Consider the following 26243-nt stretch of genomic DNA (forward strand, 5'->3'; position numbering starts at 1 on the left):
CGGATCAACACAGGTCGAGGGCCACCTCTACTCGTAAGTAGGCGTCCACCCACGCCTGCACCGCGTCATCGCCGGGGTCTGCGCCAAGCGTCTTGGCGAAGCCGTCGACGGCGCTCGCCACCCGCAGCAGCCCAACCTTCGTCAGTTCCCGGGCTGCGCCGAGCAGGCGGTCGGGGTAGGTGGCCGGCAGGTGCAGCAACCCCTGGTGAGCAACGGTGGTGAGTAGCGTCCGGCTTTCCTGCAGCACGGCGACCAGCTGGCTGGGCTCGTCGCCGCCGTCGAACCCGAGGTGACTCGCCACCGAGGGCGCATGGTCCGGTACGACCATCGTTCCGTCCACGGCGACCGCCAGGGGATCGATCACCACTTCGCCGGCGGAGCGGTGCACGATCCCGCTGACGAATCGGACCCGGCCATTCTTGCCGGTGAGGGCCGCCGCGATCGCGTCGAGTCGGCCGGGCGCGGCAACCGTGTGGGTGGCGGTGACCGTGGCACGGGTGCCGTGCACGTCGACGATGACGGCGTCGAGGCGCTGCTGACCGGGCGAGTAGTTGACGGTCAGGACGTCGGCGATCGCCACCACGCGTACCATCTCGGCCTCGATGCGGGGCCGGACCATCCGCGGTGGCAGTGCGTCGAGCTCGACGCCGAGCGCGTCGATGTCCCGCACGACGAGCGCCTCGGGTAGCGCGTCCCAATGCCCCTGCGACGGGTTGACTGTGGTCTGGGCGACTCGGCTGGTGGCCAGCCGAACAGCGCGGCTCGCGCTGCGTACGGCGGATTCGGTCACCACGTTGCCCGATGCCAGGGCGCCGACGGCGGCGCCAGTGATGCGTCGGCGGGCCAGGGCGGCGCCGTCGGCCTCTCCGTCCCAGCTACGCCGTAGCACCAGCACCGTGGCCGTCTCGGCGTGCGCATAGAAGATTTCCACCGTACGTTGCTCGCCAATCGCCGACACCCGGCAGCCGAGGGAGTCGAGCCGTACCCGACGAAGGGGGGTCTCGGCTGCCTCGTCTGTGCCGAGCACCAGGGCCCGCAAACTGCCGCCGCCGTCGCAGACCGCTCGGTGACGGGCATGCAGCTCCAGGACCAGTCCGGCCAGCGTGTCCGGCCGGTACCGGGCACTGCGTTCCCGGTACGCCGTCAGCTGGTCGGCCAGGTCGCCGAGGGCGAGCAGCGGCCAGCGCAGCCCGACGGCGTCCAGAGCCTGTTGCTGCTCGGCGACAGCCGCCGCCATACCGCTTCCGACGTGCACGGCGCCGTCGCGCAGCACCCGGTCGGCGAGCAGGAGCGTCGCCTCGAGCCCTGAGCCGCTGCCGTTGTCGTTGGCCGGGCCGCCGACCTCGACCCGCGCCTCGGCCAGGCTGGGCGCGCGCTCGTCCGCGACCCGGAACGCCCACACGGCGAGTGCGACCACGTCGTCGCGGGTGCCGGCGACGGCGTCGGTGTGTACGAAGCCGAGGTCGTGGGGGACGAGGAAGCGTACGGTGACCGAGCCCAGTTCGACGGTGGGGACGGGGTCGGTGGGTGCGGGGCGGCGTACCCGGGCCAGGTATCCGGCACGCGCCACCCGCCGGGCGGCGGCCATCAGTCGGGCGCCGATGCGGCCGGTGAGCTGCTCGTCGGTGAACGAGCCCGGTGACCAGGCGGCCTGGCCGGTGCCGGTGCTCGGCGGTGCTGCGGACGGAACGTCGGTCGGGGAACACGGCGGCGAGCCCGGGTCGGCGAGCGAGCTGGCAGCGGTTTGTTGCCGCTGGTAGGCGAGGACGAGTCCGATGAGGTGGCGGCAGACCGTGGTGGCGTCGCAGGAGCAGGCGCCAACGTCGAGGCCGCCGGTTGGCAGGCTGGCGGCGGTGCCGTCGGGGAAGGTGCCACGCACGGTGCCGTCGCCGTCCACGGTGACGGCCGGCCCGGCCTGGTCGAGCTCCTTGGTGGCCCGCTTGACGAGCCCTCGGTTGGCTAGGGCGGCCAGCGAATCGGGCGTCAGGGCCAGCAGGTCGCCGCGGGTGGTGGCGGGGGGTGTGCTCATCGGCCCACCTGCTCGGCGACGAACGTGGCGAGTTCGCCCGGTGTCATCGCGCCGACGGACGCGCCGACGTCGGCGAGGCGTTGCGCGGCCGCGCGGTCGTACACCGGGTTGGCCTGTTCGTCGAGCGCCGCCAGCCCGAGCACCTTGGTGCCCTGCTCGACCAGGCCGCTTACGACACGCACGAGCCGCTCCTCCGACCCGCCCTCGTAGAAGTCCGTGATCAGCGCGACGATGGCCCGCCGGGGCTGCTCGATGAGCTGCGCGGCGTAGTCGACCGCGCGGCCGATGTTGGTGCCACCACCGAGCTGGACCTTCATCAGCAGCTCGACCGGGTCGTCGACATCGCTGGTCAGGTCGACAATGTCGGTGTCGAACGCGACCAGGTGGGTGCGGACGCCGGGCAGTCCCCACAGGCAGGCGGCGGTGACCGCGGAGTGGATGACCGAGTCGGCCATCGACCCGGACTGGTCGATGAGCAGGATCACCTGCCACTGGTCGATGTGCTGGCGGGTGCGCGAGAAGAAGTATGGCGTCTCGATGAACAGCCGCTGGTCTGCGGGCTGGTAGTGGCCGAGGTTGGCGTTGATGGTGCGCCGGACGTCGAAGTTGCGTGCCTGCCGGAACCGGCTCGGCCGCCGGGCCCGTGCGCCGGTGAAGGCCACCCGCACCTCGGTCGCCAGCTTGTCCATGAGTTGGCGGATGACCGCTTCGACGATGCGCCGGGCCAGCCGCAGGACCTGCGGGTTCATCAGGTGCTTCGTGCGCAGCACCGCTCTGAGCAGGCTTTGGTTGGGCTCCACACGTTCCAGGACGGCGGGGTCGGTCACTATGTCGTGGATTTCGTACCGCTCCACCGCGTCGCGCTGCAGTCGCTCGATGGTTTCGCGGGGGAAGAGTCGGGCGATATCGTCGAGCCAGTCCACTGTGGTTAGCATCGGGGGACCGTCGCCGCCGGATCGGCTGCCGGCGCGGCGTACGCCCCGGCGACCGAGTTCCTCGTCGCGTCCGTACAGCCATTCCAGTGCGGCGTCGCGGGCCGTGGTCTCGGCCGCGAGCGATCGGCAGCCGAGGGCGGCGTCGCCGGGCTCGCCGAGCACGAGCCGCCACCGTTCCAACTCGGGATCGGTCACGTGCCCATCAGTCCTTCCCGGGCGAGCAGCGCGTCGACCCGCTCGTCGAGGGCGCGGCCGGCCGCGACCACGTCGGGTGCGATGGGCAGCCGCAGCAGCGCCCGGCCCGACCCGGCGACGCCGCGCCGGGCGAGCGCGTGCCGGGCGATCGTCTCGCGTTCCCGGGGCGGGAAATACGCGAACGCCTGACGCAGCGCCGGCAGGGCGACGAGGAACTCCTGCTCACCCATCCCGCTGAGCAGCTCGTCGAGCAGGTTGAGGACGCCGTCGGCCGCGAGGACCTCCTCCCGGGCCAGCGCGAACATCCCGGCGAGCCAGTCACCGACCGATCCCGGGGCGAACGCGCCGCGCACGGCGCGTACCGGCTCGACCTGGGCGCCCAGCGACCAGGCGAAGCCGAACGCCGCCCCGCGGAGGTCCGGCGGCACGTCCGCGTTGCTGGCGATCCGGGCTGCCACGGCCAGGGCCGCTTCGCGGTCGAGCCCGAGGGCGGACCGGGCGTGCACGAGGGCATCGCGGGCTGCCACCAGCGCGTCGATCCGCGCCGGCTGGGCTGGCGCCGCCCCGCCGTAAACCCCCTCGGCGAGCCACAGGACCCGCTCTACCCCGGCTTTGACGACCACGCCCAGCGTTTCGGTGCGAGCGGTGCCCAGCAGATGGTCGTGGCGCCACAACGCGAGGACGACCGCCAGCACCCGGCCGACGGGTGCCACCTCGGGTGCGGCGGCGACCGCCCCGGTGACCCCGTGTAGCACCCGGTCGGAGACTTGGTCGCTGCCGCACAGGGCCGCGTCGAACAAGGCGGCGGCCAGCTTTTCCATGTCACCTCGGGCGGCGGCGATCCGATCCGCCAGCACCGAGGCCGCTGCCTCTTCGAGCGTCCGGCCGTAGCCGCCGCCCTCGATCAGGGCCGGCAGGCGGTTGTCATCGGCGCAGATGCTCCACTCCTCGTCCAGGACCGGGTCGATGCCGGTGGTGGGGCCGGCGTGTCGGGTGAAGCCGGGGATCCGCAGGACTCGCAGCCGGTGCAGGATCCGGCTGCGCTTCAGGTCGGTCGGGTCGGTCAGCTTCAGGCGTACGTCGCCGGGCCGGTCGAGCCCGTGCCGCTCCAGATCGGCCTCGGCGTTGTGCACCAGCGGCGGCAGTGGGGTCGACGGATGCAGCCGGCCGACGCGGTCGCCGCTGAGGGCGGCGACCATCTCGACTATCGCGGGATGGGTGCCCGTGCGCAGGGTGCCCCGGGTCGACCAGGGCAGGGGTACGTCGAGCGCCTCGTTGACCAGTGTGGCGGCCAACCCGTCGAGAACGTCGACCCGGGCGAGGTGCCGGTGTCCGCGTACCCGGGCGAGCCCCTCCGCCGAGACTCGCGCCGCGATCAGGTCCGCCGTCGACACCGTCTGCCGCCGTTCCCGCAGCCGCCCGACCACCGCGGCCATCAACTGGTCCGCGGCGGACTCCGGGCCGGTGTCCCAGAGCCGTTGGTAGTAGTCGGGCGACGGCATCCCGGACTGGTAGCCGTCGAAGGCGTCGAGCCGGCGGAACGAGTACGGCACCAGGTAACTGCCGCCGGCCGCTGTGGCCGGGAGCCCCGGCGTCTGCGGCCAGCCGAGGTCGACCGGGGCGCTGTCGCTGGTGGCGCTGAGCTGGATAAGTGCCGGCCGGTGAAACCCGCCGGTGACGACCACGACCGGCCGGTCCCCGGCGTCGGCGACGGCCGCCCGCACCCACCGGGCCATGTACGCCTCCCGCGCGGCGTCCTCCGGACCGGCCGTCGACTCGCCGCGGACCAGGTCGAAGTAGACGGCGAGCCGCTCGGCGAGGCCGTCGGCCGGGGGGACCTCGAACAGGTGGTCCCACAACGCGTCGACGTTGTCGGCCGCGAACGTGCGGCACAGCGACTCCATCACCTCGGCGTACCGCTGCTCAGCGTCCGCGTAGCGGTTACGCCGGCCGGCGAATGCGGGATGCCAGGCGGGCAGGTCGATGAAGCGCAGCTGGGCACCCACCTCGCGGCCCGTGGTCAGCGCGACCCACTCCGGGGAGTACGCGCAGAACGGCGCCCAGGAGGCATGCTGCCGTTCCGCATCGCGGTAGCTTGTGAAGACCGCGACGGGCAGCTCGTGCCCGAGTAGCAGTTCGTCGAGCCGGCCGTTCATGTCGACTGGTCCTTCGACCAGCACGTACGCCGGCCGTAGTGCCGAGATTGTCTCGGCGACGAGCCGGGCACAGGCCGGGCTGTGGTGGCGCACGCCGATGAAGGTGGCTCCCATCAGCCGGGCAGCAGGTGCCGGGCGGTGTGCAGCTCCTTCCACTGCCCGCCGGCGTGCCGACTGGCCTGCTGCTCGAGGTAGCGCCGCAGCCGGGCCAGGTCGTCCGGGTTGTCCTTGGCGGCCGTGCCGGCGAGGCACGACACGAGATCGGCGGCCGTGCCCGGTTCGCCCCGCAGGAACCAGCCACGTAGCCCGACGGCGTGGGCGACCGACACCGCCTCAGCGGTGCTCATCACGGCCGACAGGCGCTCCATCGCGTCGCCGCGGGACGTCTGGCCGATGCGCAGCTCGCGGAAGGCGGTAACCAGCACCTCGAGAACGTCGCGCCGTGGCTCGACGGTAACCCCGGAGCGACGGAGCAGCTCGCCCGCCTCGGCGACGACCAGCGTCAGTTCGGTGTCGAAGTCGGCGATCGGGAAGACCGTCTCGAAGTTGAACCGCCGCTTGAGCGCAGAGCTCATGTCGTTGACACCGCGGTCACGGGTATTCGCCGTGGCGATGATGTTGAATCCCTCCTGGGCGAAGACCATCGCGTCGTCGCCGGTCAGCTCCGGCAGCGCGAGCACCCGGTCGGACAGCGGCGACAGCAGGCAGTCCTGCACCTCCAGGGGACAGCGGGTGATCTCTTCGAACCGGACCACCCTGCCCTCCGCCATGCCCCGCAACAGCGGCGCCGGCACCAGGGACCGCCGGGACGGACCCTCGGCGACAAGCAGCGCATAATTCCACGAGTACTTGATCTGATCCTCGGTTGTCGCTGCGCCGCCCTGAATGGTCAATGTGGAATCTCCGCTGACCGCGGCGGCCAGCAGCTCCGACAGCAGCGACTTGGCGGTGCCCGGCTCGCCGACGAGCATGAGGCCGCGACTGGTGGCGAGGGTGACCAGGGCGCGGTCGATCAGCGACGGGTCACCGACGAACTTGCGACGGATGCCGGCCCGCTCGTCACCGAGAATGAACCGCCGGGCCGCCTGCAGGCTCAGCGCCCAGCCGGGCGGCCGCTCCGCGGTGTCCTCGGCGCGCAGCCGCGCCAACTCGTCGGCGTAGCGCACCTCGGCCGGCGGCCGCTGCACCCGTGGCGTCGCGCCGCCGTCGGCGCCCACCGCGCCCGCCGTTCGCCCGCTACCCGCGCTCATTCGGTGATCTCCTCAAGGTCACGGATGATTTCGGAAGCGGAAACCGGGTCCAGGTCGCCGAACGACGCCACCCGTACGTTGTCCCAGTGCCTGTCCTGGGCGCGCCGCACCCAGATCTCGTCCAGCTTCTGGTCGACGAACTCGTCCACCAGGCCGACGACGATGCCCGGGTCGAGCCCGATCACGACGGCACCCCCACCCGGCAGTTCGCGCTCGACACAGCCCTGGACGCCGCCGTCCTCCGGCGACGTCCGGTGCCACCCACGGCGCTCCAGGCCGAGGAGCTTGCCCACGTGCACGGTGATCCCCTCGAACCGGGTCAGCCGGTGCGCTGTCAGCTCCGTCTCGGCCAGCGTGTGTACGTCCCGGCCGAGCTGCGGGAACGGTTGCAGAATTTCGTAGTCGGCGAACACCTCGCCCCAGGCGGCCACGGCATCGGCCAGCTGCACCGGGTGGGCGACACCGACCACGGCGTCATCGGGAAGCGACACCGGGTCGTCGTCCACATCGGCGAACGTCCGGTCTTCGGCCACCCGCAGGGCGCCGACCAGCTCGCCCCGCTCGTCGTACCGCCCCCACACCAACCGCCGTACCAGGTGCCACACCAGTGGGTGCCCCACGAAGAGCTGACGGAACTCGGCGCCCGTCCATCGCCGCTGCGTCACCATCGCCTGCTCCAGCCGGCGGATCTGCTCGCTGGCGATGGTACGGACGTCCTTCTTCAGCCCGCCGAACCGCTGGTAGGCAGCGGGCGCGAGGGCAGGGTCATCCTTGACGCCGGGCTTCGGCAGATCCTTGCGCCGTTTGCCGTCAGCATCCCGCACATACGGTTTGAGACGCTCGTCGAAGCCCACCACGAACTGCCGTGGGCCGTAGTCGAGGGTGAGGCTGCCCGTCGCTCCGAGCCCCAGGTCCGGTACGAGCCGGTCGGCGAGCTGATCCGGCGCCAACCCCAACCCGGCCGCGACCTCGCGCATCTTGGCGTTGGCCCGCTCCTTGAGGCCCTTGAACTTCACCTTCTGCGCGATACCATGCAGATGCATCAGCGCCACGTCGGTGCCGATCGCGGCGAGTACATCGAGGCCGGCGACCGCCCGCGTGTGACCACCCTGGCCGGGCCAGGCCCGGATCACCGGCGCGAGCCGGCGCACGGTCTCGTCGTCGCCGACGAGCCCGAGCGCGTCGAGCACCCAACTCTCCTTCGACGGGGTACCCGCGGCCTGCCAGTTCTGGAACAGCGCCCAGGCGAGGTCGGCGAGGCTGCGCGGCTCACAGATGTCCTTGACGACCGCGACACCAGCGTACAGATCGTCGGGGCGCGACATCGCGAGCATGGTGATCACGTGGCCGGCGGCCGGCAGCGGCAGGACACCCGATCCGTCGCGCAGCTGGATGCGGGGCAGCCGGCCCGGGTCTGCCCAGTCCGGCAGCTTCGGGATCCTTGCCGGCAGCGCATCGAGCGGGTCGACGGCCAGCAACTCGTCGATCGCCTCAGCCGCCGCTGGTCCATACTCCTTCGCGGCCGTGCGGACGTCGTCGGCGTGCCCGTTGCCAGCCAACGCCCACAGCGCCCGCTCGGCCTGGCGCCGTTCGGCTCCGGGCCGGCCCAGCGCCGGCGGGACCAGTGCCCGGGCGGCCACCGCGGTGTGCCGGGTCAACCAGGCCAGTACCGTCGCCCGGGTCGACTTGAGCCGGCCAAGCCAGTCGACCATCAAGACCGCGATCTCCGGGGCCGCGTACGGCAGCAGCGTTCCGGCAATCGTCACCGGGCTGCGCCGGGCGGCGTCGAGGGCGGCAGGTAGGGCGTCGAGTTCGAAACGGCCCACCACGATGCGCATCCACGACCCGCCGCCCCAAAGGTCCTGCGGACGCCAGCCGCTGATCAGCGGGCGGGCGATCTCGTCGGGCGCGCGAACAAAGAAGTCAGCCGCCTCCCACCAGGTCGCCTGGCCGTCGCGCACCCGTGCCGTCAGCGACTCCCAGCTGCGGTTGCGATTGGACCAGGCCCGGTGGTGGCCGCTGTCGTCACGCCACGCCTCGCGCTCGCCAGCGCCCCACACCATCGTCGGCTCGTCCCGGCAAACCAGGCCGTCAACGACGATCGGTCGGCGGACCGGCCGCTTGACGCTCCAGGGCGGACGGACGAGCAGGTTGGGAAGGGCATCCGCGGATGCCTCGGTGACCGCGACCGTCGCCGCCAGGACGGCGCGAATCCGCCCCGCCGTGTCGTCCGGCAGCGTCGGTAGCATCCGCTCGGCCAACTCGGGGTTGGCGAGCACGTGCGCCCGCAGCAGGTCACCCACACCGCGCCGTCCGCTTCCCGCGAGCAGCCGAAGCCCACGGACGGGAAACCGTCCGGCGGCGTCCAGCAGGGCAGCTGGCACGTACTTCTGGTCGCACCGGTCGAGCAGCAGTTGGAACGCCTCGTCGCCCGGCAACGCGGCCAACGCCGCGAGCAGCCGGCGTTTAATGTCGGCATCGGCGTACGCGTCGTCGAGCCAGGCGGCGAGCGTGGGTGCCGCGACCGGGCCGGCACCGGCCACGAACGAGTAGAGCAGTGCCGCCGACGGGAGGACAGAATGGTCCTGGGAGTGGTCAACGGCCTGGGCGACGTGCGTCGGGGAGGTCACCACGGTCAGGAGGATCGTCGCCAGAACTCGGTTGCCGGCGGCGGCGACGGCCGCGACGGTCTCGTCGTGCCAGTCGGTCTCGGTGGGTGCGAGAAACGTCGCCGCCACCCGCTGGTGCAGCGTGCCTTCCCGGAACGGGCCGAGGGCAGCCAGGGCGTCGGCATACCGGTCGTCCGGTGCGACGGCGAGCGCGGCTCGGACCCGTCCGGCGATCGTCAGCCCGGGCTCGTGCACCCACCACGACCGAATCTCGTCCGGGTGCAGGTGGCGAATCGGGGTGGCTCCCGACTGGTGGCGGCTGCCGCAGTTCCAGCCCAGCGACAGCAGCTCGACCGCCGCCGCCACGGCGAAGGGAAGACCGTAGTCGGCCAGCCACAGGTCGGCGAGCCCCCGCGGCTCGTCCCGCTCGCGCCAGGTGAATCTGTCCACCACGGCGGCGGCGACCGCAGCCGCCCCCAGCGGGGACGGGCTTCCAGCCAGCTGCTGGAGGCCGGCCGCGGCCACCTCCGGCTCGGTCTGGGTGTGCCGAAGGGCCTGCTCGATGTGCCCGGAGAGCTTGTCAAGCAGCGCCACCCCCTTGGCGCGGGAGGCCAGGTCGGGCTTGCGCACCGCCGCACCGGCAGCCCCTCGACGGGGGAAGAGGTTGCGGCGCCACGACGGCGGCACGACGAAGGCGTCCTCGTTGATGGCAGGCACCGCGGAGGCAGCGCCCTCCGCCGCGACCGGCTCACCCTCCTGGTGGCCCCCGACAACCGTCGTCGCCGAGGCGACGGGGGTGGCGGCGGACGGTTGCGGTGAGTCGGTGCTCGGTTCGAGATACCCCTTACGCAGCTTCTCCGCGATCAGCTTGTCGACGTAGACGGCGGCCGCGTCCTCAGTGGTCAGGCTCTTGGTGGTCGTCTGGCCGGTCGTGCCGATCCGGCCGTACCGGACGACCACCTCCCGGCCTTCGCGGGTGACCTCCCAGAACTTCCCGGACCCACCGGCTACGAGTTCCAAGCTACGGGTGCTGCCCACTCACGAACCTCCTGCTCAACGAAACGGTTGCTACCGGACCGCGCGACCTGTGACAGCATGCACCAGCCGCCGGAGCGGCTGGCAACGCCACCAGTGCGAACGCACCTCCTGGCGGGGCAGCGACGGAACCATAGCGGTGGCGACCGACAGAGTCCCCAGCGGCACGGGCCGCGCACGTCCTCGGTGCGGCCGGAGACGGCAGGGGTGGGCGGCCAGCCGAACAACCAAACACCGTGGACCTCGCCGGGGTGGCACGCTGCGTCGCAACCCATCCCGGCGCGTTCCCGTACTTCTGGTGCGCGTGGACGGGCAGTGCCACCCGCGACACCGGAATCGTCAGAGTGGTGTCGCAGATCCGGCAGCCAAACCGTCATGTATCCCCTGTCCGTTGGGCCGCCGAAGAGAGAAATCGTCGCGCATCAGATACATCCCCGGTCGTGCTGGCGCCACCGCATCCCAACCGCTTCGAGCTCGACAGAGAATCTGGTGCCGCACTCATCCGGGAGTACCGGTCGAACAGCCGAACCGTGCTTTCGGGTTCTCCAGGCAGCGCACGGTCAGCTCGTCCGGGGGTCGGCAGGGGAGTGGGGTATCCGGCGACGATGGCGGATCGAATACCCTTCTGCTTGGAGCGAGGGCACGCGGGCGTCGGTGTCCAGACCGCTGAATGTGTCACGCGCCTTCCCGTACCGCGGATAGGGCCGTACGAAGGCCATGGACGGCGTCGAAGGCGGCATTGGTATCTCCGTCAGTGGCGTCTTGCCAGAGGTCGCGCCATTCGGAGTCGTCAGCCATGATCCGGTCGATGGCGCGTACCGCAAGTGCCGCCAGATCCTCGGGCACCTTCAGGCGGTTGCCGCCGCGCAGAAACTCCGGCGCGTACGGGGAGTCGATCGGTTGGCCCCCGGGCAGCTGTGCGGTAAGAGTGGCAGCTGCGGCGATCGCTTTGCAGGCGTAGTCGGAGTCGAGGTAGTCGTCCTCGTCGGCGGCGCGGTTCAGGGCAGCGCGGATCAGTGTCGTGCGGTCGCCCGGGTGGGCATCGTCGAGGTCACCACACCAGTCGGCGGCGGTGTCGTTGTCGAACGGTCCGACGTCCCAGGCTCCCACGCTGTCCTCCCCAAGAGTCAACCGAACTGCATTCTGGCACTGGCCACCGACAGGATCCCGCCAGCAGGACCGGTGCGGGATCGCCGCGCGGTTCGAGCACGAGTGTTCGCGGGGTCTGTCGCCTGCCCACCACCTGCTGGACAGCCTCCGGCGTACCCTCCGGACATGTTGTCGGCCGCGCTAGAAGCACGGCCATGACCTTAGGTCCACGGCATGCATGCGCTTCTTACCTCTGCGCTACTACGGCAGTTGTCCGATCTACCAACAGGAGGTCCACCACGGCTGCGGCGGTATCCGGGTGCCGGGCGAGCAGTGCCACTACCTCGATGCGACCGGGTTGGTCGTGCCGTTGCCACGGGTTGGAGCAGCCAAGCAGCCCGGCGATCGCGTCAACGGAATCGGGATGGTCGGTCAGCAGGCCGACGACGGGCCCCGCCGGCACGTTCGGAGGCGCCGGCGCTGGGGTGGCTTTGACCCAGGGCGGCTCCCAGCTGTCCAGCGCGGGCAGGGTGCCGGGGAAGGTGTGTGCCGCCTCGCGGATCAGCAGTGGCACCAGCTCCTGGCCGTGCTCGCGCAGCGTGGTGATGAGAGTGGGCAGCCAGGGCAGCAGGATTGGGTCGGGCAGCTGAGCGAAGGCCGTCGACATCAGCTCGACGACGAACGACGCCAGCCCGGGTACCGGGTCGAGGGCCTGTACGAAGCCGGAGAGATACTGCGGGAAGATCGGCACCACCAGTGGGTTGGCCAGCAACTCGGCGCAGCAGTCGCGCAACTCGGTGAGGGGCAGCAAACCCAGCTGGTGCCGGGCTGCCCAGCGCAGGGCCACCTTGGCGGGTGCCTCCGGGTGTGCCTGGGCAACGGCGAGTTCGAGCTGCGTGCGATCGCAGCCGAGGGACAACGCCAGGTTCTCCATGCTGAACAGGAAGCCGAGCATGGCGCCGACCTGCCGGACCCCAGCCTGCTCGTCGACGAACGCGCTCGGCAGCAGCGTGCAGTAGTGCGTGTAGCCGGCGGCCACGAACGCCTCGCACCAGGCTGGCAGAGCCGTCGCAGTGGCACGGTGGTGGGTGAGGAGCCGGCGGATGCGGCGCAGCACGTCCGGGGCGTCGTCGACAGTGCGTTCGGTGGCGAGCAACTCCACGGCCCGGGTACCGAGTTCGCCGATCAGACGGGGACTGCCGAGCAGCCGAATAGCGTCCTCGATGGCAGCCAGAGCCCCGGCAGCGGTCGCCTGCGGCCCCCGTACCGCACGACGCAGCCGCTGCTCCAGCACCTGTTCCACGGTGACGCCCTCGTAGCCCAGCTCGATCAGGGCCCGTTGGTTGCGGCCGAGCGCGACATCCCAACTCTCCTGGATGGATCGGTGGCCCAGCCGCCGCTCTCCCATGATAGGACGAACCGCATCGTGCGGGAGCAGGTAGCGCAGCATCCAGAGCAGATCGGAACAGGGCGCCAGCCGGGAGTCGGCGTGTAGGTCGAGCAGGGCCCGCTGGACAGTCCGCTTTTGCAGGTCCAAGCCGAGTGGGCGGAGACGTTCGAGGACGTCGCGGGCCAGCGGTGGGAGGGCCTCGTAGCCGACCCGGCCGACTCGGTCGCCGCCGAGCAGGATCTCGCAGAGCCGGCGGACATCCCGCCGGCCGGGGACGACGTCCTTCTCGATGCAGGTGACCGCCGCGTCGGTGAAGTCGTATGGGGTGGGGCGGGTCCGGTTGCGTAGGCCGGCGAGGAGAGTAGAGGTCTCGTAGACGGCGATCGCGTCGGCGGTGCTGGCTAGGTAGCCGTTGCGTCGGGCGAGCCGGACGATGTCGACACACCAGCCACGGAGCTCCGCCTCGTCGATGCCGTTGAGCTCGGGTGGTGCGGTGAGAAAGCTGGAGAGCCGGTCGGTGGGACCGGTGGCAGGTGCGGCGGTATCCCGTCCGTCCCGGCCGCGAGTGCGGGTGCCGCGCTGCCCCTCCAGGCGGTACGGGGTGAGACCCGAGCGTTTCAATGCCTTCGTCCAGGTCGCCGCGGCGATGGAGACCGAGCCGGGGGCCAGGCCGAACTGCGCCTCGATGGCGGAATGACTGGATGGGATCAGCCCGTACCGCCAGCGGGTGCCGGTGCGGGGGCTGATTTCGTAGCCGGGGGCATCGGAGGCGAGGCCGAACTGCTCAACCCGACTGGCGGCGTGAAAGGCGCCGCAAAGGTAGAGGCAGCGACCAGGGTCAACGCCGGAGGTGGCGAGGTGTTCGCGCATCCGCGTCCACATGTACCGCTCCCGGTCCTCGTCGCGGTCCAGCCGCTCGGAGTGAGTCGGGCGCAGCCGGCGGAACAGGCTGCCGATGAGGACCATCACCTGCCGGTAGGTGTCATGATCCGCGTCGGCGAGGGGCTGCTCGACGTACTGGTCCCACCACTCCGACCAGTGCCGCACCTTGCCATGGTGCAGCAGGTACGCCTCCAGTTCCGCGAAGCCGGGGCGCAGGTCACCGACTTCCACCCCCACCGCGTCGCCGTGCAGGGCAGCGTCGTCGCCGGGCCGGCCGCCCTCCTCGCCCGCCTGGACGGCGCCGTCTGGCTGGGCCTCCGGGGTGCGGGGCAGCCACTGGAAGACGTGGTCGGTGGAACGATCCACCAGCACCAGCTCGACCCCCGGTGTCTCCAGGGCGTACACGATGGCCTGGTATTCGGCAGAGGCCTCGGTGAGCGGTGCGACGATGCTGAGCGGACCCCACTCGCTCGGGTGGCCATCCAGCTCGGAGGCGAACGCCTGCACCGCCACCGGAAGCCGGCAGTTACCCAGTTCGCCGAGCAGCGGTCGCAGGTCCTCACAGAGTTCCAGATAGATCACTTGGGGCTGCTTCTCGCGCAGCCGGCGCACCACGGCCAGCGCGGAGGCCGGCGAGTGGTGGCAGACCGGGAAGATCTCCAGCGGCACGGCGAGGGCCCGGTCGACGTCGTCAATCATGCCCGCGAGGATGCCGGCGAGGGTGTCCGGAGAGTCGGCGAAGGCAGTGGCGGCCGCGGTGAGCTGGTGGCGCAGACCAGCGAAGGGACCACCTGCAACGGGCGCGGTCACGACAACGCGGCGATCGCCTGGCGGCCACCGTCGAGGAAGCCCTCCCAACCACCGCCGTCCTGCTTGGCCCGAGGCTCCACCACCCCGTGCAGGTACTTGTTGAGGATCGCCAGGTCCTCCGGGCTCCGCCGGGCCAACGACCCCATCATCGACCCGGCCAGGGTTTCGGCACGCAGCGCCCGATCACCGAAGAACTGGCTGTGCAGGATTGCGTCCTCCAACACACCGATCTGCTCCGCCGTGGACAGCGCCGACTCGAGCTTCTCGTCGTCACTGGTCGCCCCCGCGGCAGCGGTACGCAGGTCGGCGAAGCTCTGCAGCAGGATGTCCAGCAGGGTGGGCGGCACCTCCACCTCGATGCGGTGCCGGCGCAGCAGTTCCTCGGTGCGGAACCGGACGATCTCTGCCTCGCTGCGTTTGTTGGTCACCACCGGGATCCGGACGAAATTGAATCGTCGTTTCAGCGCTGAGGACAGGTCGTTGACCCCGCGATCGCGGCTGTTTGCGGTCGCGATGATGGAAAAGCCCGGCTTGGCAAAGACGATGTTGTCGTGGTCCAGCTCCGGGATCGACACGTACTTCTCCGACAGGATGGAGATCAGCGCGTCCTGCACGTCGCTGGTGGAGCGGGTCAGCTCCTCGAAGCGGCCGACAACGCCCTGTTCCATCGCGGTCATGATCGGTGACGGGATCATCGACTTCCGGGATTGCCCCTGGCTGATGACCATGGACACGTTCCACGAGTACTTGATGTGGTCCTCGGTGGTGCCGGCGGTGCCCTGCACCACCAGCGTGGAGTTGCGGCAGATCGCGGCGGCCAACAGCTCGGCCAGCCAGCTCTTGCCGGTGCCAGGATCACCGAGGAGCAGCAGACCCCGGTCAGAGGCCAGGGTGACGATGCTGCGCTCGACGAAGCTGCGGTCGCCGAACCACTTCTGCGGGATCACCCGGTCCAGGCCGTCGGCGCGTTCGGAGCCGAGGACGAACAGCCGGACCATGCGTGGGCTGAGCCGCCAGGAAAACGGCTTCGGATCGGTGTCGACCGACGCCAGGTAGTCGAGTTCGTCGGCGTACTTGACCTCGACGGGGGCACGCAGCATCTCGGACATGAGGGGTTGGACTCCTAGGTGAGGAAGCTCTTGAGCTCGAAGACGAGTTTGCGGATGTGACCCGAGATCACGGGGGTGCCCAGGTCCTTGAAGCGTTGCCGGAACCAGGGATTGACGCTCTGCTGGCCGGAGCTGTTGACTGAGCCGACGGGGATGAATCGCACGCCGGAGCGGTGTACGGCCTCGATACCGTCGAGCAGGGGCTGCGAACGGTCGAACTCGTAGAAATCCGAGATCCACACCATGACGGTGTTCCGTGGTTCGGCGATCTTGGTACGGGCCAGCGCCATGGCGACCGGACCGTCGTTGCCGCCGCCCAGCTTGGTGCGCAGCAGCACCTCGAACGGGTCGCGCACCCACGGGGTCAGGTCCAGCGCCTGCGTGTCGTACGCGATCAGATGCACATCCACCTTGGGTAGCCCGGCGAAGATTGACGCCAGGACCGTGCAGTTGACCATCGAGTCGACCATCGAGCCGGACTGGTCCACCACCACGATCAGCCGAGCCGGCGTCGTACGGCGGGCGGTGTGCCGGTAGTAGAGGCGGTCGACGTAGAGCCGCTGATCCTCGGGGCTCCAGTTGGTCAGGTTCTGCCAGATGGTGCGATCCAGGTCGAGGTTACGGAACACCCGCTTCGGCGGCACCGACCGGTCGATGGTCCCGGCGCTGGTCTGCTCCACCTGTGTGCGCAGCACCTCGGCGACGTCGTCGACAAACCGACGGATCAGCGCCTTGGCGTTGGCGAGGGCCACTCCGGACAGGTTCGCCTTGTCCCGCAACAGCTGCTCGATCAGCGACATGCTCGGGGTGAGCTGGCGGGCCAGCACCGTGTCGGCGAGCACCTCGCGTAGGTGCATCCGGCGGACCAGGTCGCCCTCCAGCGCGGCGAGGGTGCCGCCCAACCCCGTTCCGCCCTGCCGGCGTAGCTCGCCCGGCTCGGCGCCGAGCGCCTGCTCGAACCAGCCGGCGTCGGACTGCCACCGGGCGAGCTGGCTGGCGTTGACCGGCCCGGTATCGGCGGCGAACACGTTGAGCAGCACTTTCGACACCAGCGCGGCCCGCCGCACCTCGGCTGGGCCGGGTTCCGGTGTGGCAGCGTCGTCGGCCGTTGGTGCGTGCTCGGCGGCGGTGAGCAGGCCACGCAACTCCGCGGCGAGCGACGGGTAACGCTGGATCACGGTGTCCACCGAGACAGCCGGGTCCAGCAGCGCGCCGGGTAGCCCCAGGTCCTCGACCACGGCCAGGCTCGCCGCTTCCAGCGTGGGCTGTTCGGTCGGGTCGAAGAGCCTGGCCAGTAGCCGCCAGTAGAGCACCTGCCGCCGGTTCTCGTCGGCACGGTCGTGATGGGGGAGGGTCATCGGCGCAGCAACCGTCCCGCCCGTTCCCGCAGCACCGTCACGGCGTCGCCCGCCTTCGCTTCGGCCTTCGCGACCTTCGCGTCGGTGACCCCGCACGCCCAGTCGCCGGTATGCATAGCGACGATCTTGCGCTTGACGGTGGCCTGCACCGCCATCGGCTGCAGCAGCCACCGGCCGGCATCCCACCGCAGCAGCCCGAGACAGGCCGACGAGGCAGCGACCAGCTCCGGGGTGAGCGGACCACAGGAGGGCAGCCGGTCTACCGTCACGGCGAGCCGGTGGCCGTCCAGCTCCACCGTGAGCCCACCCTCCTGGCCGCTGACGGCGTACCCCTCGAGCAGGACGGGCTCGGCGATCCCAGCCGGGTGCCGGTCTACCGGATGCGGTGCCGCCGCCAGGGCATCCGGCAGCAGGACCCGTGCCGCAGCGAACGGGTCGACCGGCTCGTCGAGCCGTGCCCGGTCGTCCCGCCAGTGCACGTCCGCGCCCCGGATCGGCACGTCGGCCACCAGCACACCGCGTCGCTGCGCCAGCGCCGCCAGCAGGACGGGCTGCGCCGGCAGCAGCCGCCACAGCGCCGGACCAACGATGCTGTCCACCTTCGCGGCACCCACCGCCGTGCGGACCAGTCGGGTCGACCCGCCATCGGCCGGCTCGAGAAGCGCGTGCACCTGGAACTGCACCGCGGTGTCGTGTTCGTGCACATCCACCGCCAGCGGCAGCAACCGCCCCGAGACCCGTTCGGTGACGCTGAGGGCAGCATCGCCGGCGGCGGTGTCCTGGGCGAGCAGCACACCACGGGACCACAGGTCAGCCCAGCGGCGCTGTGGCACCTGGGACATCATGGCGACCGGCACGCAGGCGCGTAGCTCGGCGGCGAGGCCGTCAAGCAGCACCGCGAGCCGCCGCAGTTCAGGTACGGCCAGCGCCGCCTCAACCACCGACCCGGCGCCCGCCACCAATTCGTGGTCAACGCCGCGCCACCCGGCTACCGCCACCTCGGACAACCACGCGCGCGCGGCGGCCAGGGCCGGCGACACCTCGCCGGGTACGGCGGCCGGTATCGGCACCCACGGCGTGCGGCTGCGACCCAAGGCGACGTCGAGCTGCCCGAGCAGGGCATCGTGCACCGCTCCGAGCACCGCCGATCGTGCTCCAGCGAGCGCAGCGACATACTCCTGGGCACCCGAACCAGCAATGATCTTGTCGACGGCCTCGGCGACCAGATTCGCCAACGGGGTGGTCGCCACCGCCCCGGCCAGGCCGGCCAGCGCCGCAGCGTCCTCGTCGCCAACCCGGGCCAGGCCTCGGGTCAGGGCGGCATCGACGCCTGTCACCAGGTGGAGGGCGTCGGTCAGCCCGGCCGGATGGCCTGCGGTGAGGGCGGCGATCTGCGTTCCGGGCATCAGCGCGCCGTCCTGGTTGATGGGAACCAGTGCAGCTCGGGTAGCGACGTGGTGCTGCCGGGCACCTCCAGGTAGGAGAGGTGACGCAGAAACCGGCTGAATACCACCGCTGCCGAGCTCGGCTCGTGCCGCGTGTCCAGGCTGTGGAGCAGCGCCGCGCCCGTGTTCACCGCAACGTCGGGTTCGACGCGCAGGTATCGGGCCACCCGATCGAACCCGTACTGCAGCACTGCCTCATTGGCCAGGGTTTCCAAATGCTTGCACGGAGCGCCGCGGAGGCCCCCGCACGGCCGGTTGTTGTTGGTGCTGCAGTGGTAGGCGTGGGTACTGGCCGTGATCGACGAAACGTACACCCGCGCGGTATCCGACCCGCTGGACACCACGCCCTGCAGTCGCCCATCGGCCAGCTCCACGAATGGCACCTTGACCAGCTTGCGAGGCTGGGCGGGGGCTACCACCCGCACCATACTTCGCCGCGCCCACCCAACATCGTCCATGTTCGCCACCCTTCGACCTTCCCGTCCGCCGCGCACCGAACTTTCCCATCACCACGCCGCCGGCAGAGTCAGCCGTCGCCGTACGTCACGACCGGGATCATGGGCTGCGGGTACGACAGGATCATGGACTGCGGGTACGACAGGACGGGGTGGCCTTGGGGCCGGACAGCGGCTGCACTGTCAGCCCGGTCATCAGTGCCAACAGGAACGAGTCGGTAGCGGTGACGAAGGTGCGACCAGGCGGCGATGCGGTCGAGGGATCTGTTGACGCCGTGCTCGACGATCTCGTCGGAGAGCGTGCGGCCTCTGCCTTGCTGCGCGGCGCTGATCCTGGCCCGGAGTCCGCGCGGTTCGACGGGTGGCAGGTAGGCAGGATGTACTCAAACCGTCGGACCGTCGCGTCGTAACCGAGCGCAGCCCTGAACACTTCGAGTTGAGCCACCTCGTCTCGAGAACTCGTGGGCGAAGCCATCGAAGTCGGCGAAGTTCGCCCCGTCGACCACCAGTAGAGGAGGTGCTTCGCCGCCGGTCGCCATGATCGAAGTATGAACGGCGCTGCCGGCACCGCCATCCTGATGTGCCGCCTGGTGAGAGTGGCAGTGTGCGGTTGAGGGGTCGTTGTCAGCTGGTTCCGATGCTGCGGGGTGGGGCGAGTAGAGCATCGATCGCGCTGTGGAACTCGTCGAAGGTATGGACCTGGCCTGCGGTGTTCGTATAGCGGCGAAACGTCTCACTGAAGTGCTCGGCCAGGTGGTCGACCTTGTCGGTGGCTTCAGGTGTCTTGATGGTGAGGTAGCTGGCGCCGCCTGGTACAAGATCGTGGACCACGGCTAGGTCGACGAAAATGTCACCGGGCTGCAGGATCTCGGCCAGGTCAGGATGGTGCGCCTGATTCAGTGTCGAGGCCAGTAGGCGGGTCCGGCCCGGATCGCGAAGGGCGAACAGCGTGATCTCCGAGGTGGCGTCGCCAGCTACGGCCAGGGCAAGGTCGGTGAGGTGCCGGAAGCTGGCCAAGGCGAACAGGCCGGCGAAGCCGGCGTGTTCTCGTTGCCACGGGTCCGCCGCCGGCCACAGCGGAACGCAGGCGCGGGCCGGGACGAACCCGATGTCCGCGGTGAGCCACTCGGGTTGCTCGACGTCGACCTCGTACTCCCAACGGACCAGTTGCACCGCCTCACGGCCTACTTCTCGCAGCTGAGCTGCCTCATCGCGGTAGTAGGTGGGAATGGCGGACCGGCTCCGACCCGCGGTCAGCTCCCAGGCCAGTGCCCGCCACACCGCTAGGGCCTCACCGTCGGCGTTGTTGATCGCGTATCGACACCAAGGATTCAGGCCCGCATCGTCGGAATAGTCCTGCTCCCACAGTCCCGGCCACACTGGCCCCGGCATGTCCGTCTCATCGGCACGGGCCACGTAGCAGTGCAGCCCGTCGCGGCGCTCGTGTACGAATCTCAGGAACGGCTCTAGATGTGCCACCTCATCAAGGATGCCGGATAGTCATTAGCCGTCGTACCGTAGCCGTCCGGCGGTGATCGATATCTGGATCTGCCGCCGCGCGTTCACCGGTCGCGGACGGTCACGGCGAGCAAGCAGAGGAAGTCGTGCTCGGCGGAGCGTTTTTAGCTGGCTGCGCTCTCCCACGGGCGTTTGATCCAAGTGTTGGCGTCGAGGTAGGCCGCGACTCTGGGGAAACGCTGCCGCGTCGAGATCTCGTCGGTGAGGTCGGCTGCGGTTCCTAGTGGCTCGTCGGGGCTGTCCGGACCGTCGACGGCGAAGGGGCGGCCAGTTACGGCGATGTGTGCCTCCATCGCGAGGCCACCGAACCAGTCGATGCGGGCGTTGTGCCGATCCGGCATCAGTTCGACAAGGTTGTCGGGGTCGTCCTGCACGTGCTGAGTGGTGCGCCTGCCGTGGGAAACAATCCAGTCCTGCACCGCGAAGAGAGCGTCGTCGTCGAGTGGTCCCAGCAGCAGCGTCGCGGCGTCCTGGATCGGCCAGCGAAAGAGCCCGTCCTGCGCCTGTTCCCAGTGTTCCTGGAATTCTTCGATCTCGCCCGGCGACAGCTCGCGAAGACGGCGAAGGAGAACCTGCGCAACGCGTTCGGTGTCACTGCCCGCCACAGCGCGAGTGTGCTCGACGATTTCCCAGAAGGTGCCCCACTCCACGACCAGACCGTAGCAAGACATCCGATCGACCGTTGCTGTCAAGCAGAGGTGCTTGTCGGGCTGATCGGCTCGGCGCCGGGAGGGGCGATGATGGGGTTGTGGATGTGCAGCTGTTGGTAGTTGTTGATTGCCCCAACGAAGAGCGGGCCGCAGTGATCTTGCGTCAAGCCCTAGACGAGGTTGGTCTGCCCGAAGTGCAGTTCAGTACCCGTGTGGTGGCCGACCAGGCTGAGGCGGAGGCTGTGGGATTCGTCGGCTCTCCGACGATCTTGATAGACGGCTGTGACCCATTTGCCGCTCCGGCGCGAACGGCCGGGCTCGCCTGTCGGCTCTATCTCGATGACGCGGGCTTGTCTGGTGTGCCTCCGCTTGCTCCGCTGCGCCAGGCTCTCAAGCGGGCGACCGCGCACCGGTAGCCGCCCGCTCGACGGGAAACGCCTTGGCTTCGTCGTAGGTGGCGCCGGTGGCCAGGCAGTGGTGCAGGGCGCTGAGTAGGCGGTTGAACAGGTTGCGTTGCGTGGGCCACTCTTGCTCAAGGCATCTCGGTGCCGCGTTGGAAGCCAAGCCTCTTGCGGGACGAACCCAGCCCCGCTGACACCCCATGAGTTGGGATCAAGGTACCGAGGCCGGAAATGGCGCCCTCATCCACCGTCAGCAGCGGATCCGCAGCGTGATGGAGATCTTGGAGGTCCCGCGTCCGACCTGCCGATGACCGCGCACGCGCTGCATCACCGGCCTTCAGGAGCCGTACGCCGGCGGTATCTCCGTCTTCGACGCGGTGCCCGGGCGCGGCGCGGACCTCCGACCTAACATCGACGTACGCCTATGTATCGATCCGGGTGGTGTCGCTGGGTGTCATCGGCAGGTTGTCGTTACCGTAGTCGGAAGACGGGGCCGCGGGGGGCGAAAGGTAGTCGGGCGGCTTCCGGGATGAGGAAGGCGTGTTGGCGGCGGATGCGTACGGTGTCGCAGTATCCGTCGGTGATGAGCAGGATCGGTGCGGTGGCCGGAAAGTCGGGCGCGTTCTCCAACAGGTGGATGCCGGGCTGCAGCACGGTGCCGCCGCGTCCGCGGATCCGTACCCGGCCGGCGATCTGTTCGGCCGGCAGGTACCCGGCGTCGTAGGGGTGCGCGTCGCAGAAGACCACTCGCGCTGCGGGTACGTCACGGGCGGTGGCGTACGAGGCGATAGCGCCGAGTGCCTTGCCGAGCTGTTCGGGGTTCATGGATCCGGAGGTGTCCAGCACGACCCCGAATGTGCATCGGGGTATCGGTTCCTCGGGCCACCGCCAGCCCGGTCGCGGGATGTTCGGTGTGCCCGCCTGCCGGCGTGACGGGCGGGCGTAAGATCGGGCACGCTGCGGCGACGGTACGTACTCGTCGAACCAGCGGGCCAGCCGGACATCCCACGGCAACGGCGGCTGTTCCAGGACCCGGATCTCGGCGACGAGTCCGGCTGGCAGGTGTCCCCGGCCTTCCCGCTGGTGATAGGCGTAGCCGGCCAGCAGCGCCCGCCGGTAGAAGTCGTCCAGGTCAACTCCGTAGCCGGGTGTGCCGCCGGATGGCAGGGGTTCACCGAGTACGTCGCCGAGGCCGGTGCCGCGCAGCGTGGCCAGTTTGCGGAGGCGGCGTAGATCCTTGGCGATATGATCGTAGACAGCTTCGGCGGACATCCCGGCCAACTGCGGGTCGTGGAGCAGGCCGGCGGGCGGTTCGCCGACACCCATCTCGATCAGCCAGCCGTTGATGACGTAGTCCGCCGCGACGTTCCACAGGTACGGATCGCGTCCACCGGTTCGGTCACCGTGGCGCAGTGCGGCGTGGAGCATCTCGTGCGCCAACACGAACCGCCACTGCTCGTCCGACAGGTCTCGCAGTGGATTGAGGTAGATCTCCCCCGCGACCGGGGAGACGGCGGCGATCGTGATGTCCCAGCCCCGCGCGAGTTCGACATCGGCGACCAGGGTGAATCGGGACGCCAACGCACCGAGCAGCGGGTAGGACGACAGGAACCAGCCCATCGCCAGGTGCCACGGTTACCGGCGGCTGGCCGGGTCGGTCAGTGAGGTGCGTGCCCCGCCCGCCACGTCCACCGCCGCCGTCGCCGCCGCGGACAGGCCCACCGCGAACTGCGCCGGCCAGTCCGGTGCACTGGCGCCGGCCGGGTCCGGGCTGTGAGGTGGTGGGATCAGGTCTGGTCCGTGGCCGCCGGTGCCACAGCCCGCGTACTCGGCCGGTACCCCGGCCTGCCGCCACTGCCGCAGCAGCACCGACTCGTCGACACTGGGAAGCTCGGCTGGCAGCAGCACCGGTTCGGTGCCGAGTTTGACGGCCCGCTGGAACCGTGCCACCGCGATGCAGGCCACCTCCCCGTACGCCGGGTCGATGGCGTGACGATCTGGGGCGAGGTGACCGAAACCGAGGTGCAGCAGGCAGTGCGCCAGCACCCATGACCACTGGTCCTCGTCCAGCCGACAGGCTTTGCTCGCCCGGATCAGGCCGCGCGAGTCGACCACGGCGATCGCGTTCGCCGCCACGAGCTGGCCGTCCTCGGCCAGCACCGCCCGCACACCGGCACGCTGCCCGGGTCCGACCTGGACGCTCAGCAGCGGGGCGAACATCGGATGGCTGGTCAGCTTCCGCCACGCGGCCTCGAACGCGGTCATGTTCGGATCGCCCTGCGCCCGCCTCTTCTTCCCCATCGTGGTGTACGGCCTCAGCTTCGGGCCGCGACCAGCCGGGGCAGGTCACGGCTCACCTCGACCAGGAACCATGTCGGCAGCACCGGCGCGCCGTCCTCGTCGGTGGAAATGACCATCTGGGCGCACTCCAGCGACGTCTCCGCCAACTCCACCAGCAGCGCCTTGGTCCGATGCGCGAACTGCCGCATCGTCGGCGAGGCGTGTTCCTTGCTCGCCGGCAGTTCCTTGACCAACCTGGCCCGGAACGCCTCTGCCAGGAAGTACAGCAGGTCCCGGTCCGCGGCAGCGGTAGGCCAGCCCGCATCCCCACGCACGACGGCCTCAAGCCCGTGCCGGTGCCGCACGATCTTCACGTAGCCGCAGAACCCGGAGGCGTGGCTGGGGCTCAACGTGCCGGCCGCCAACAGCCGCAGCGTGTGCTCGTCGATGTTATCGCCGTAGGACTGCAGCGCGTCGGAGAGCATGTGCCAGCTACGTGGGGTGGAGAACACCTCCTCCACCTTGGGCGGGCTCACCCACAACTGGTCCGGACGCTCCGACAGGTAGTCGACCACCCAACGGTGGATCCCGGCGCCCTGCGCCCACGCCAGCCAGTCATCGACACTGGCGCGTAGGTGCGTATGAACCATCCGGTTGACCAACGCCGAGGCCATCGGCCGGGCCAGCGCGTTGTCCGTGGCACGGTTACCCGCGCCGATCACGATCGACCCCGCCGGCAACTCGTAGGCCCCGATACGGCGGTCCAGAATCAGCGAGTAGAACGCCTTCTGTACCTCCGGCGCCGACGCGTTCAACTCGTCAAGAAAGAGACAGTACGGCTCATCGCGAGCGATCGACTCCGGTGGCGCGAACCGGCTACGGCCATCCCGCAACTCCGGCACCCCGATCAGATCCTCCGCCGCGAGTTGCGTACCAACCAGAGTCACGCAGTCCAACCCAAGCGACACGGCGAACTGCCGCACCAGCGAACTCTTACCAATACCCGGAGCACCCCACACAAACACCGGCCGGACCACCGCCACATGCAGCAACAGATCCGGCAACTGGGCCGGCGTCACCGAGATTGCACTATGCACCCGCCCATCCTGCCCACCACCACGCCAACCCCGCACCCCAAATCCATCCCGCCAGCATGAGCAGGAACAACCGAGCCGACGCAGCCCACTAACACTTCATGCCGCCAGTGATACGTCACGTTGAGTGATGGGCCGGGCGTCTCGACGCGCGGGCCGATGAGCGGACGCGTAGCCAGTAGGGTCAGAAGCCGCCGGGACGGTGAGTAAGGCCACGGTTCCAGACGGGCACCGGGCTATCCTGCCCCGCCCCAGTCCCCATTGCCGCGCCTCGTGCGTGGCAACGGTCGGAGCCATCACTCTTGCGGGTACGCCCGGGCGGCTTCAGCCTGGATCATCGCATCGAACACCGATGCTTGCTATCTCTCCAGTATGAACCAGTTCTCGGATGGCTGCAGTCATGGCCGGCACGCCCGGCTCAGGCACAATCAGTTGGTCAACCGCCCAGAAGTAGCTGCCGTCCCGGACGTCACCGGTCTCCTTCCACTTCACGAGCAGGCGGCGGACCTCGTCGACGGTGAGGATCGTCAGTGCCCACCTGGAGCCGTCAGGAAGGTCGACGACGGTATCCACGTTGGCCACCCACTCCTCGGTCTCGTCGGGATCAAGGAGGAACCGTGCCACAAAGGTCGGTTCCATGACGGTCACGTACGGCTCGGTCGCGCCCATGAACGCCCATCCTGCCGCACGGCTACGAGCAGGTCGGGGTTCGCGGGTGTCGCCCACGCAATCTGCGCTGAGGTCGGCACGGACACGCCCGGGTCGTGGCCGACAAGGCGTACACATCAAGGCCAACCGCTGCTACCTGGACCGGCGCGGGATCGCCGCGACGGTCCCGTCGAAGGTCGACCAGGACGCCAACCGGGGTAAGGAGGGGGCCTAGGGTGGGCGGCCACCGGCCTTCGAGCCCGGGCGGTACAAGCAACGCCAGGCCGTGGAGTGCGGTATCAACCGCCTCAAACGCCACCGCGCCGTGGCCACCCGTTTCGACAAACTCGCCGCGCGTTACGGAGCCACTGTGCACATCGCCGCGATCAATGAGTGGCTATGACCGACTTCGACACAGGCCCTTGGTCGCCCCGGCGCGCCCAGGACTCCGCCGACGTCACCCCAGCGCCGGCGGGCCGACCGTGTCCGCCCTCACCGTGAAGTGAGTTCTTCCCGAATGCGTTCCACCAACCGTTACCCGAACAGATCCGCTGCGCCGAGCGGTGCGCTCAGCCATCGCCTGTCCGGCATCGCGGGCGGCATCGACCAGCAACCGGTACCGAACTTCGGTCATCACGGTGAGCGTCGACCGGCGCGCGACCCGCTCGACGTCACGCCACGATCACGCTCACGGGCCACCCGCACGATCATCGCAGAGTTCACGGGGTACGGCTTGGCGCAGCTCGGCCAGGCGACGTGTTCGTACGGTGTCCAGGACGCGGACCCGGCGGGTGGCGTGGTCGGTGACCGCAGGGCGCACCTTCCGGCGCCGGTCGGCCCAGGTGTCGAAGAAGCGGGCCTCGCGGAGTACGGGGAGGTCAGCTGAGGTGGCTCCGGTCGGACGA

The 26243-nt window shown here is 69.8% G+C and carries 19 protein-coding genes and 2 pseudogenes; 4 read left to right on the plus strand and 17 right to left on the minus strand.

The annotated features are described in order from the left end of the window. Window positions 1–4: 4 nt before the first annotated feature. From SALPAC3_RS0124140 to SALPAC3_RS0124205, 13 genes are all read right to left on the minus strand, one after another. A complete protein-coding gene (locus SALPAC3_RS0124140; RefSeq protein ID WP_018223737.1) occupies window positions 5–2029 on the minus strand; it encodes a hypothetical protein in 2025 nt (674 codons plus the stop codon). Then, a complete protein-coding gene (locus SALPAC3_RS0124145; RefSeq protein ID WP_018223738.1) occupies window positions 2026–3159 on the minus strand; it encodes a VWA domain-containing protein in 1134 nt (377 codons plus the stop codon). The genes SALPAC3_RS0124140 and SALPAC3_RS0124145 overlap by 4 nt, the downstream gene beginning before the upstream one ends. After that, window positions 3156–5429, minus strand: coding sequence for a DUF5682 family protein (locus SALPAC3_RS0124150; protein ID WP_018223739.1), 2274 nt, complete (start codon window positions 5427–5429; stop codon window positions 3156–3158). The genes SALPAC3_RS0124145 and SALPAC3_RS0124150 overlap by 4 nt, the downstream gene beginning before the upstream one ends. Continuing rightward, window positions 5429–6565: an ATP-binding protein gene (locus tag SALPAC3_RS0124155; RefSeq protein ID WP_018223740.1), complete on the minus strand. Its 1137-nt coding sequence runs from the start codon at window positions 6563–6565 to the stop codon at window positions 5429–5431. The genes SALPAC3_RS0124150 and SALPAC3_RS0124155 overlap by 1 nt, the downstream gene beginning before the upstream one ends. Beyond that, window positions 6562–10212, minus strand: coding sequence for a DUF4132 domain-containing protein (locus SALPAC3_RS0124160; RefSeq protein WP_018223741.1), 3651 nt, complete (start codon window positions 10210–10212; stop codon window positions 6562–6564). Before SALPAC3_RS0124160 ends, SALPAC3_RS0124155 begins: the two co-directional genes overlap by 4 nt. A 672-nt stretch (window positions 10213–10884) precedes the next feature. Continuing rightward, window positions 10885–11319, minus strand: a complete 435-nt coding sequence (locus tag SALPAC3_RS0124165; RefSeq protein ID WP_018223742.1) for a DUF4259 domain-containing protein — start codon at window positions 11317–11319, stop codon at window positions 10885–10887. 226 nt (window positions 11320–11545) lie between these two features. After that, window positions 11546–14380, minus strand: coding sequence for a DUF5682 family protein (locus tag SALPAC3_RS0124170; protein ID WP_018223743.1), 2835 nt, complete (start codon window positions 14378–14380; stop codon window positions 11546–11548). Continuing rightward, window positions 14377–15489, minus strand: a complete 1113-nt coding sequence (locus SALPAC3_RS0124175; protein ID WP_018223744.1) for an ATP-binding protein — start codon at window positions 15487–15489, stop codon at window positions 14377–14379. Before SALPAC3_RS0124175 ends, SALPAC3_RS0124170 begins: the two co-directional genes overlap by 4 nt. Before the next feature lie 14 nt (window positions 15490–15503). Beyond that, window positions 15504–16847 (minus strand): VWA domain-containing protein, encoded by a 1344-nt coding sequence (locus SALPAC3_RS0124180; protein WP_018223745.1) that lies wholly within the window; start codon window positions 16845–16847, stop codon window positions 15504–15506. Next, window positions 16844–18253, minus strand: coding sequence for a hypothetical protein (locus tag SALPAC3_RS0124185; RefSeq protein ID WP_018223746.1), 1410 nt, complete (start codon window positions 18251–18253; stop codon window positions 16844–16846). Before SALPAC3_RS0124185 ends, SALPAC3_RS0124180 begins: the two co-directional genes overlap by 4 nt. Further along, entirely contained in the window at window positions 18253–18720 is a 468-nt protein-coding gene (locus SALPAC3_RS0124190) for a hypothetical protein (RefSeq protein ID WP_018223747.1), read from the minus strand. Before SALPAC3_RS0124190 ends, SALPAC3_RS0124185 begins: the two co-directional genes overlap by 1 nt. A gap of 651 nt (window positions 18721–19371) precedes the next feature. Continuing rightward, a complete protein-coding gene (locus SALPAC3_RS0124200) occupies window positions 19372–20226 on the minus strand; it encodes a hypothetical protein (RefSeq protein WP_232430543.1) in 855 nt (284 codons plus the stop codon). A gap of 143 nt (window positions 20227–20369) precedes the next feature. Beyond that, window positions 20370–20915, minus strand: coding sequence for a DUF4240 domain-containing protein (locus SALPAC3_RS0124205; protein WP_232430544.1), 546 nt, complete (start codon window positions 20913–20915; stop codon window positions 20370–20372). Window positions 20916–21013: 98 nt separating this feature from the next. Here SALPAC3_RS0124205 and SALPAC3_RS27670 point away from each other — a divergent pair, with 98 nt between their 5' ends. Continuing rightward, on the plus strand, window positions 21014–21331 hold the full coding sequence (locus SALPAC3_RS27670; protein ID WP_028184492.1) for a hypothetical protein: 318 nt from the start codon (window positions 21014–21016) through the stop codon (window positions 21329–21331). A 305-nt stretch (window positions 21332–21636) separates the two neighbouring features. After that, window positions 21637–21714 (plus strand): annotated as a pseudogene (locus SALPAC3_RS29300) (ABC transporter ATP-binding protein); the annotation flags it as partial. A gap of 73 nt (window positions 21715–21787) precedes the next feature. Here SALPAC3_RS29300 and SALPAC3_RS29465 read toward each other — a convergent pair. From SALPAC3_RS29465 to SALPAC3_RS0124220, 4 genes are all read right to left on the minus strand, one after another. Continuing rightward, window positions 21788–22936, minus strand: coding sequence for a vWA domain-containing protein (locus tag SALPAC3_RS29465; protein WP_018223751.1), 1149 nt, complete (start codon window positions 22934–22936; stop codon window positions 21788–21790). A gap of 15 nt (window positions 22937–22951) precedes the next feature. Then, window positions 22952–23581, minus strand: coding sequence for a hypothetical protein (locus SALPAC3_RS29470; RefSeq protein WP_018223752.1), 630 nt, complete (start codon window positions 23579–23581; stop codon window positions 22952–22954). 50 nt (window positions 23582–23631) lie between these two features. Beyond that, window positions 23632–24675, minus strand: coding sequence for an AAA family ATPase (locus tag SALPAC3_RS0124215; protein WP_018223753.1), 1044 nt, complete (start codon window positions 24673–24675; stop codon window positions 23632–23634). A gap of 339 nt (window positions 24676–25014) precedes the next feature. Then, the gene (locus SALPAC3_RS0124220) at window positions 25015–25359 is read right to left on the minus strand and encodes a hypothetical protein (RefSeq protein ID WP_018223754.1); all 345 of its coding nucleotides are present in this window, start codon (window positions 25357–25359) and stop codon (window positions 25015–25017) included. A 92-nt stretch (window positions 25360–25451) separates the two neighbouring features. Here SALPAC3_RS0124220 and SALPAC3_RS29535 point away from each other — a divergent pair. After that, window positions 25452–25741 (plus strand): annotated as a pseudogene (locus tag SALPAC3_RS29535) (transposase); the annotation flags it as partial. A gap of 114 nt (window positions 25742–25855) precedes the next feature. Next, a complete protein-coding gene (locus SALPAC3_RS0124230) occupies window positions 25856–26224 on the plus strand; it encodes a hypothetical protein (RefSeq protein WP_018223756.1) in 369 nt (122 codons plus the stop codon). Window positions 26225–26243: the final 19 nt, after the last annotated feature.

This window comes from Salinispora pacifica DSM 45544 (genome assembly GCF_000378845.1).
GTDB classification, from domain to species: Bacteria; Actinomycetota; Actinomycetes; order Mycobacteriales; family Micromonosporaceae; genus Micromonospora; species Micromonospora pacifica.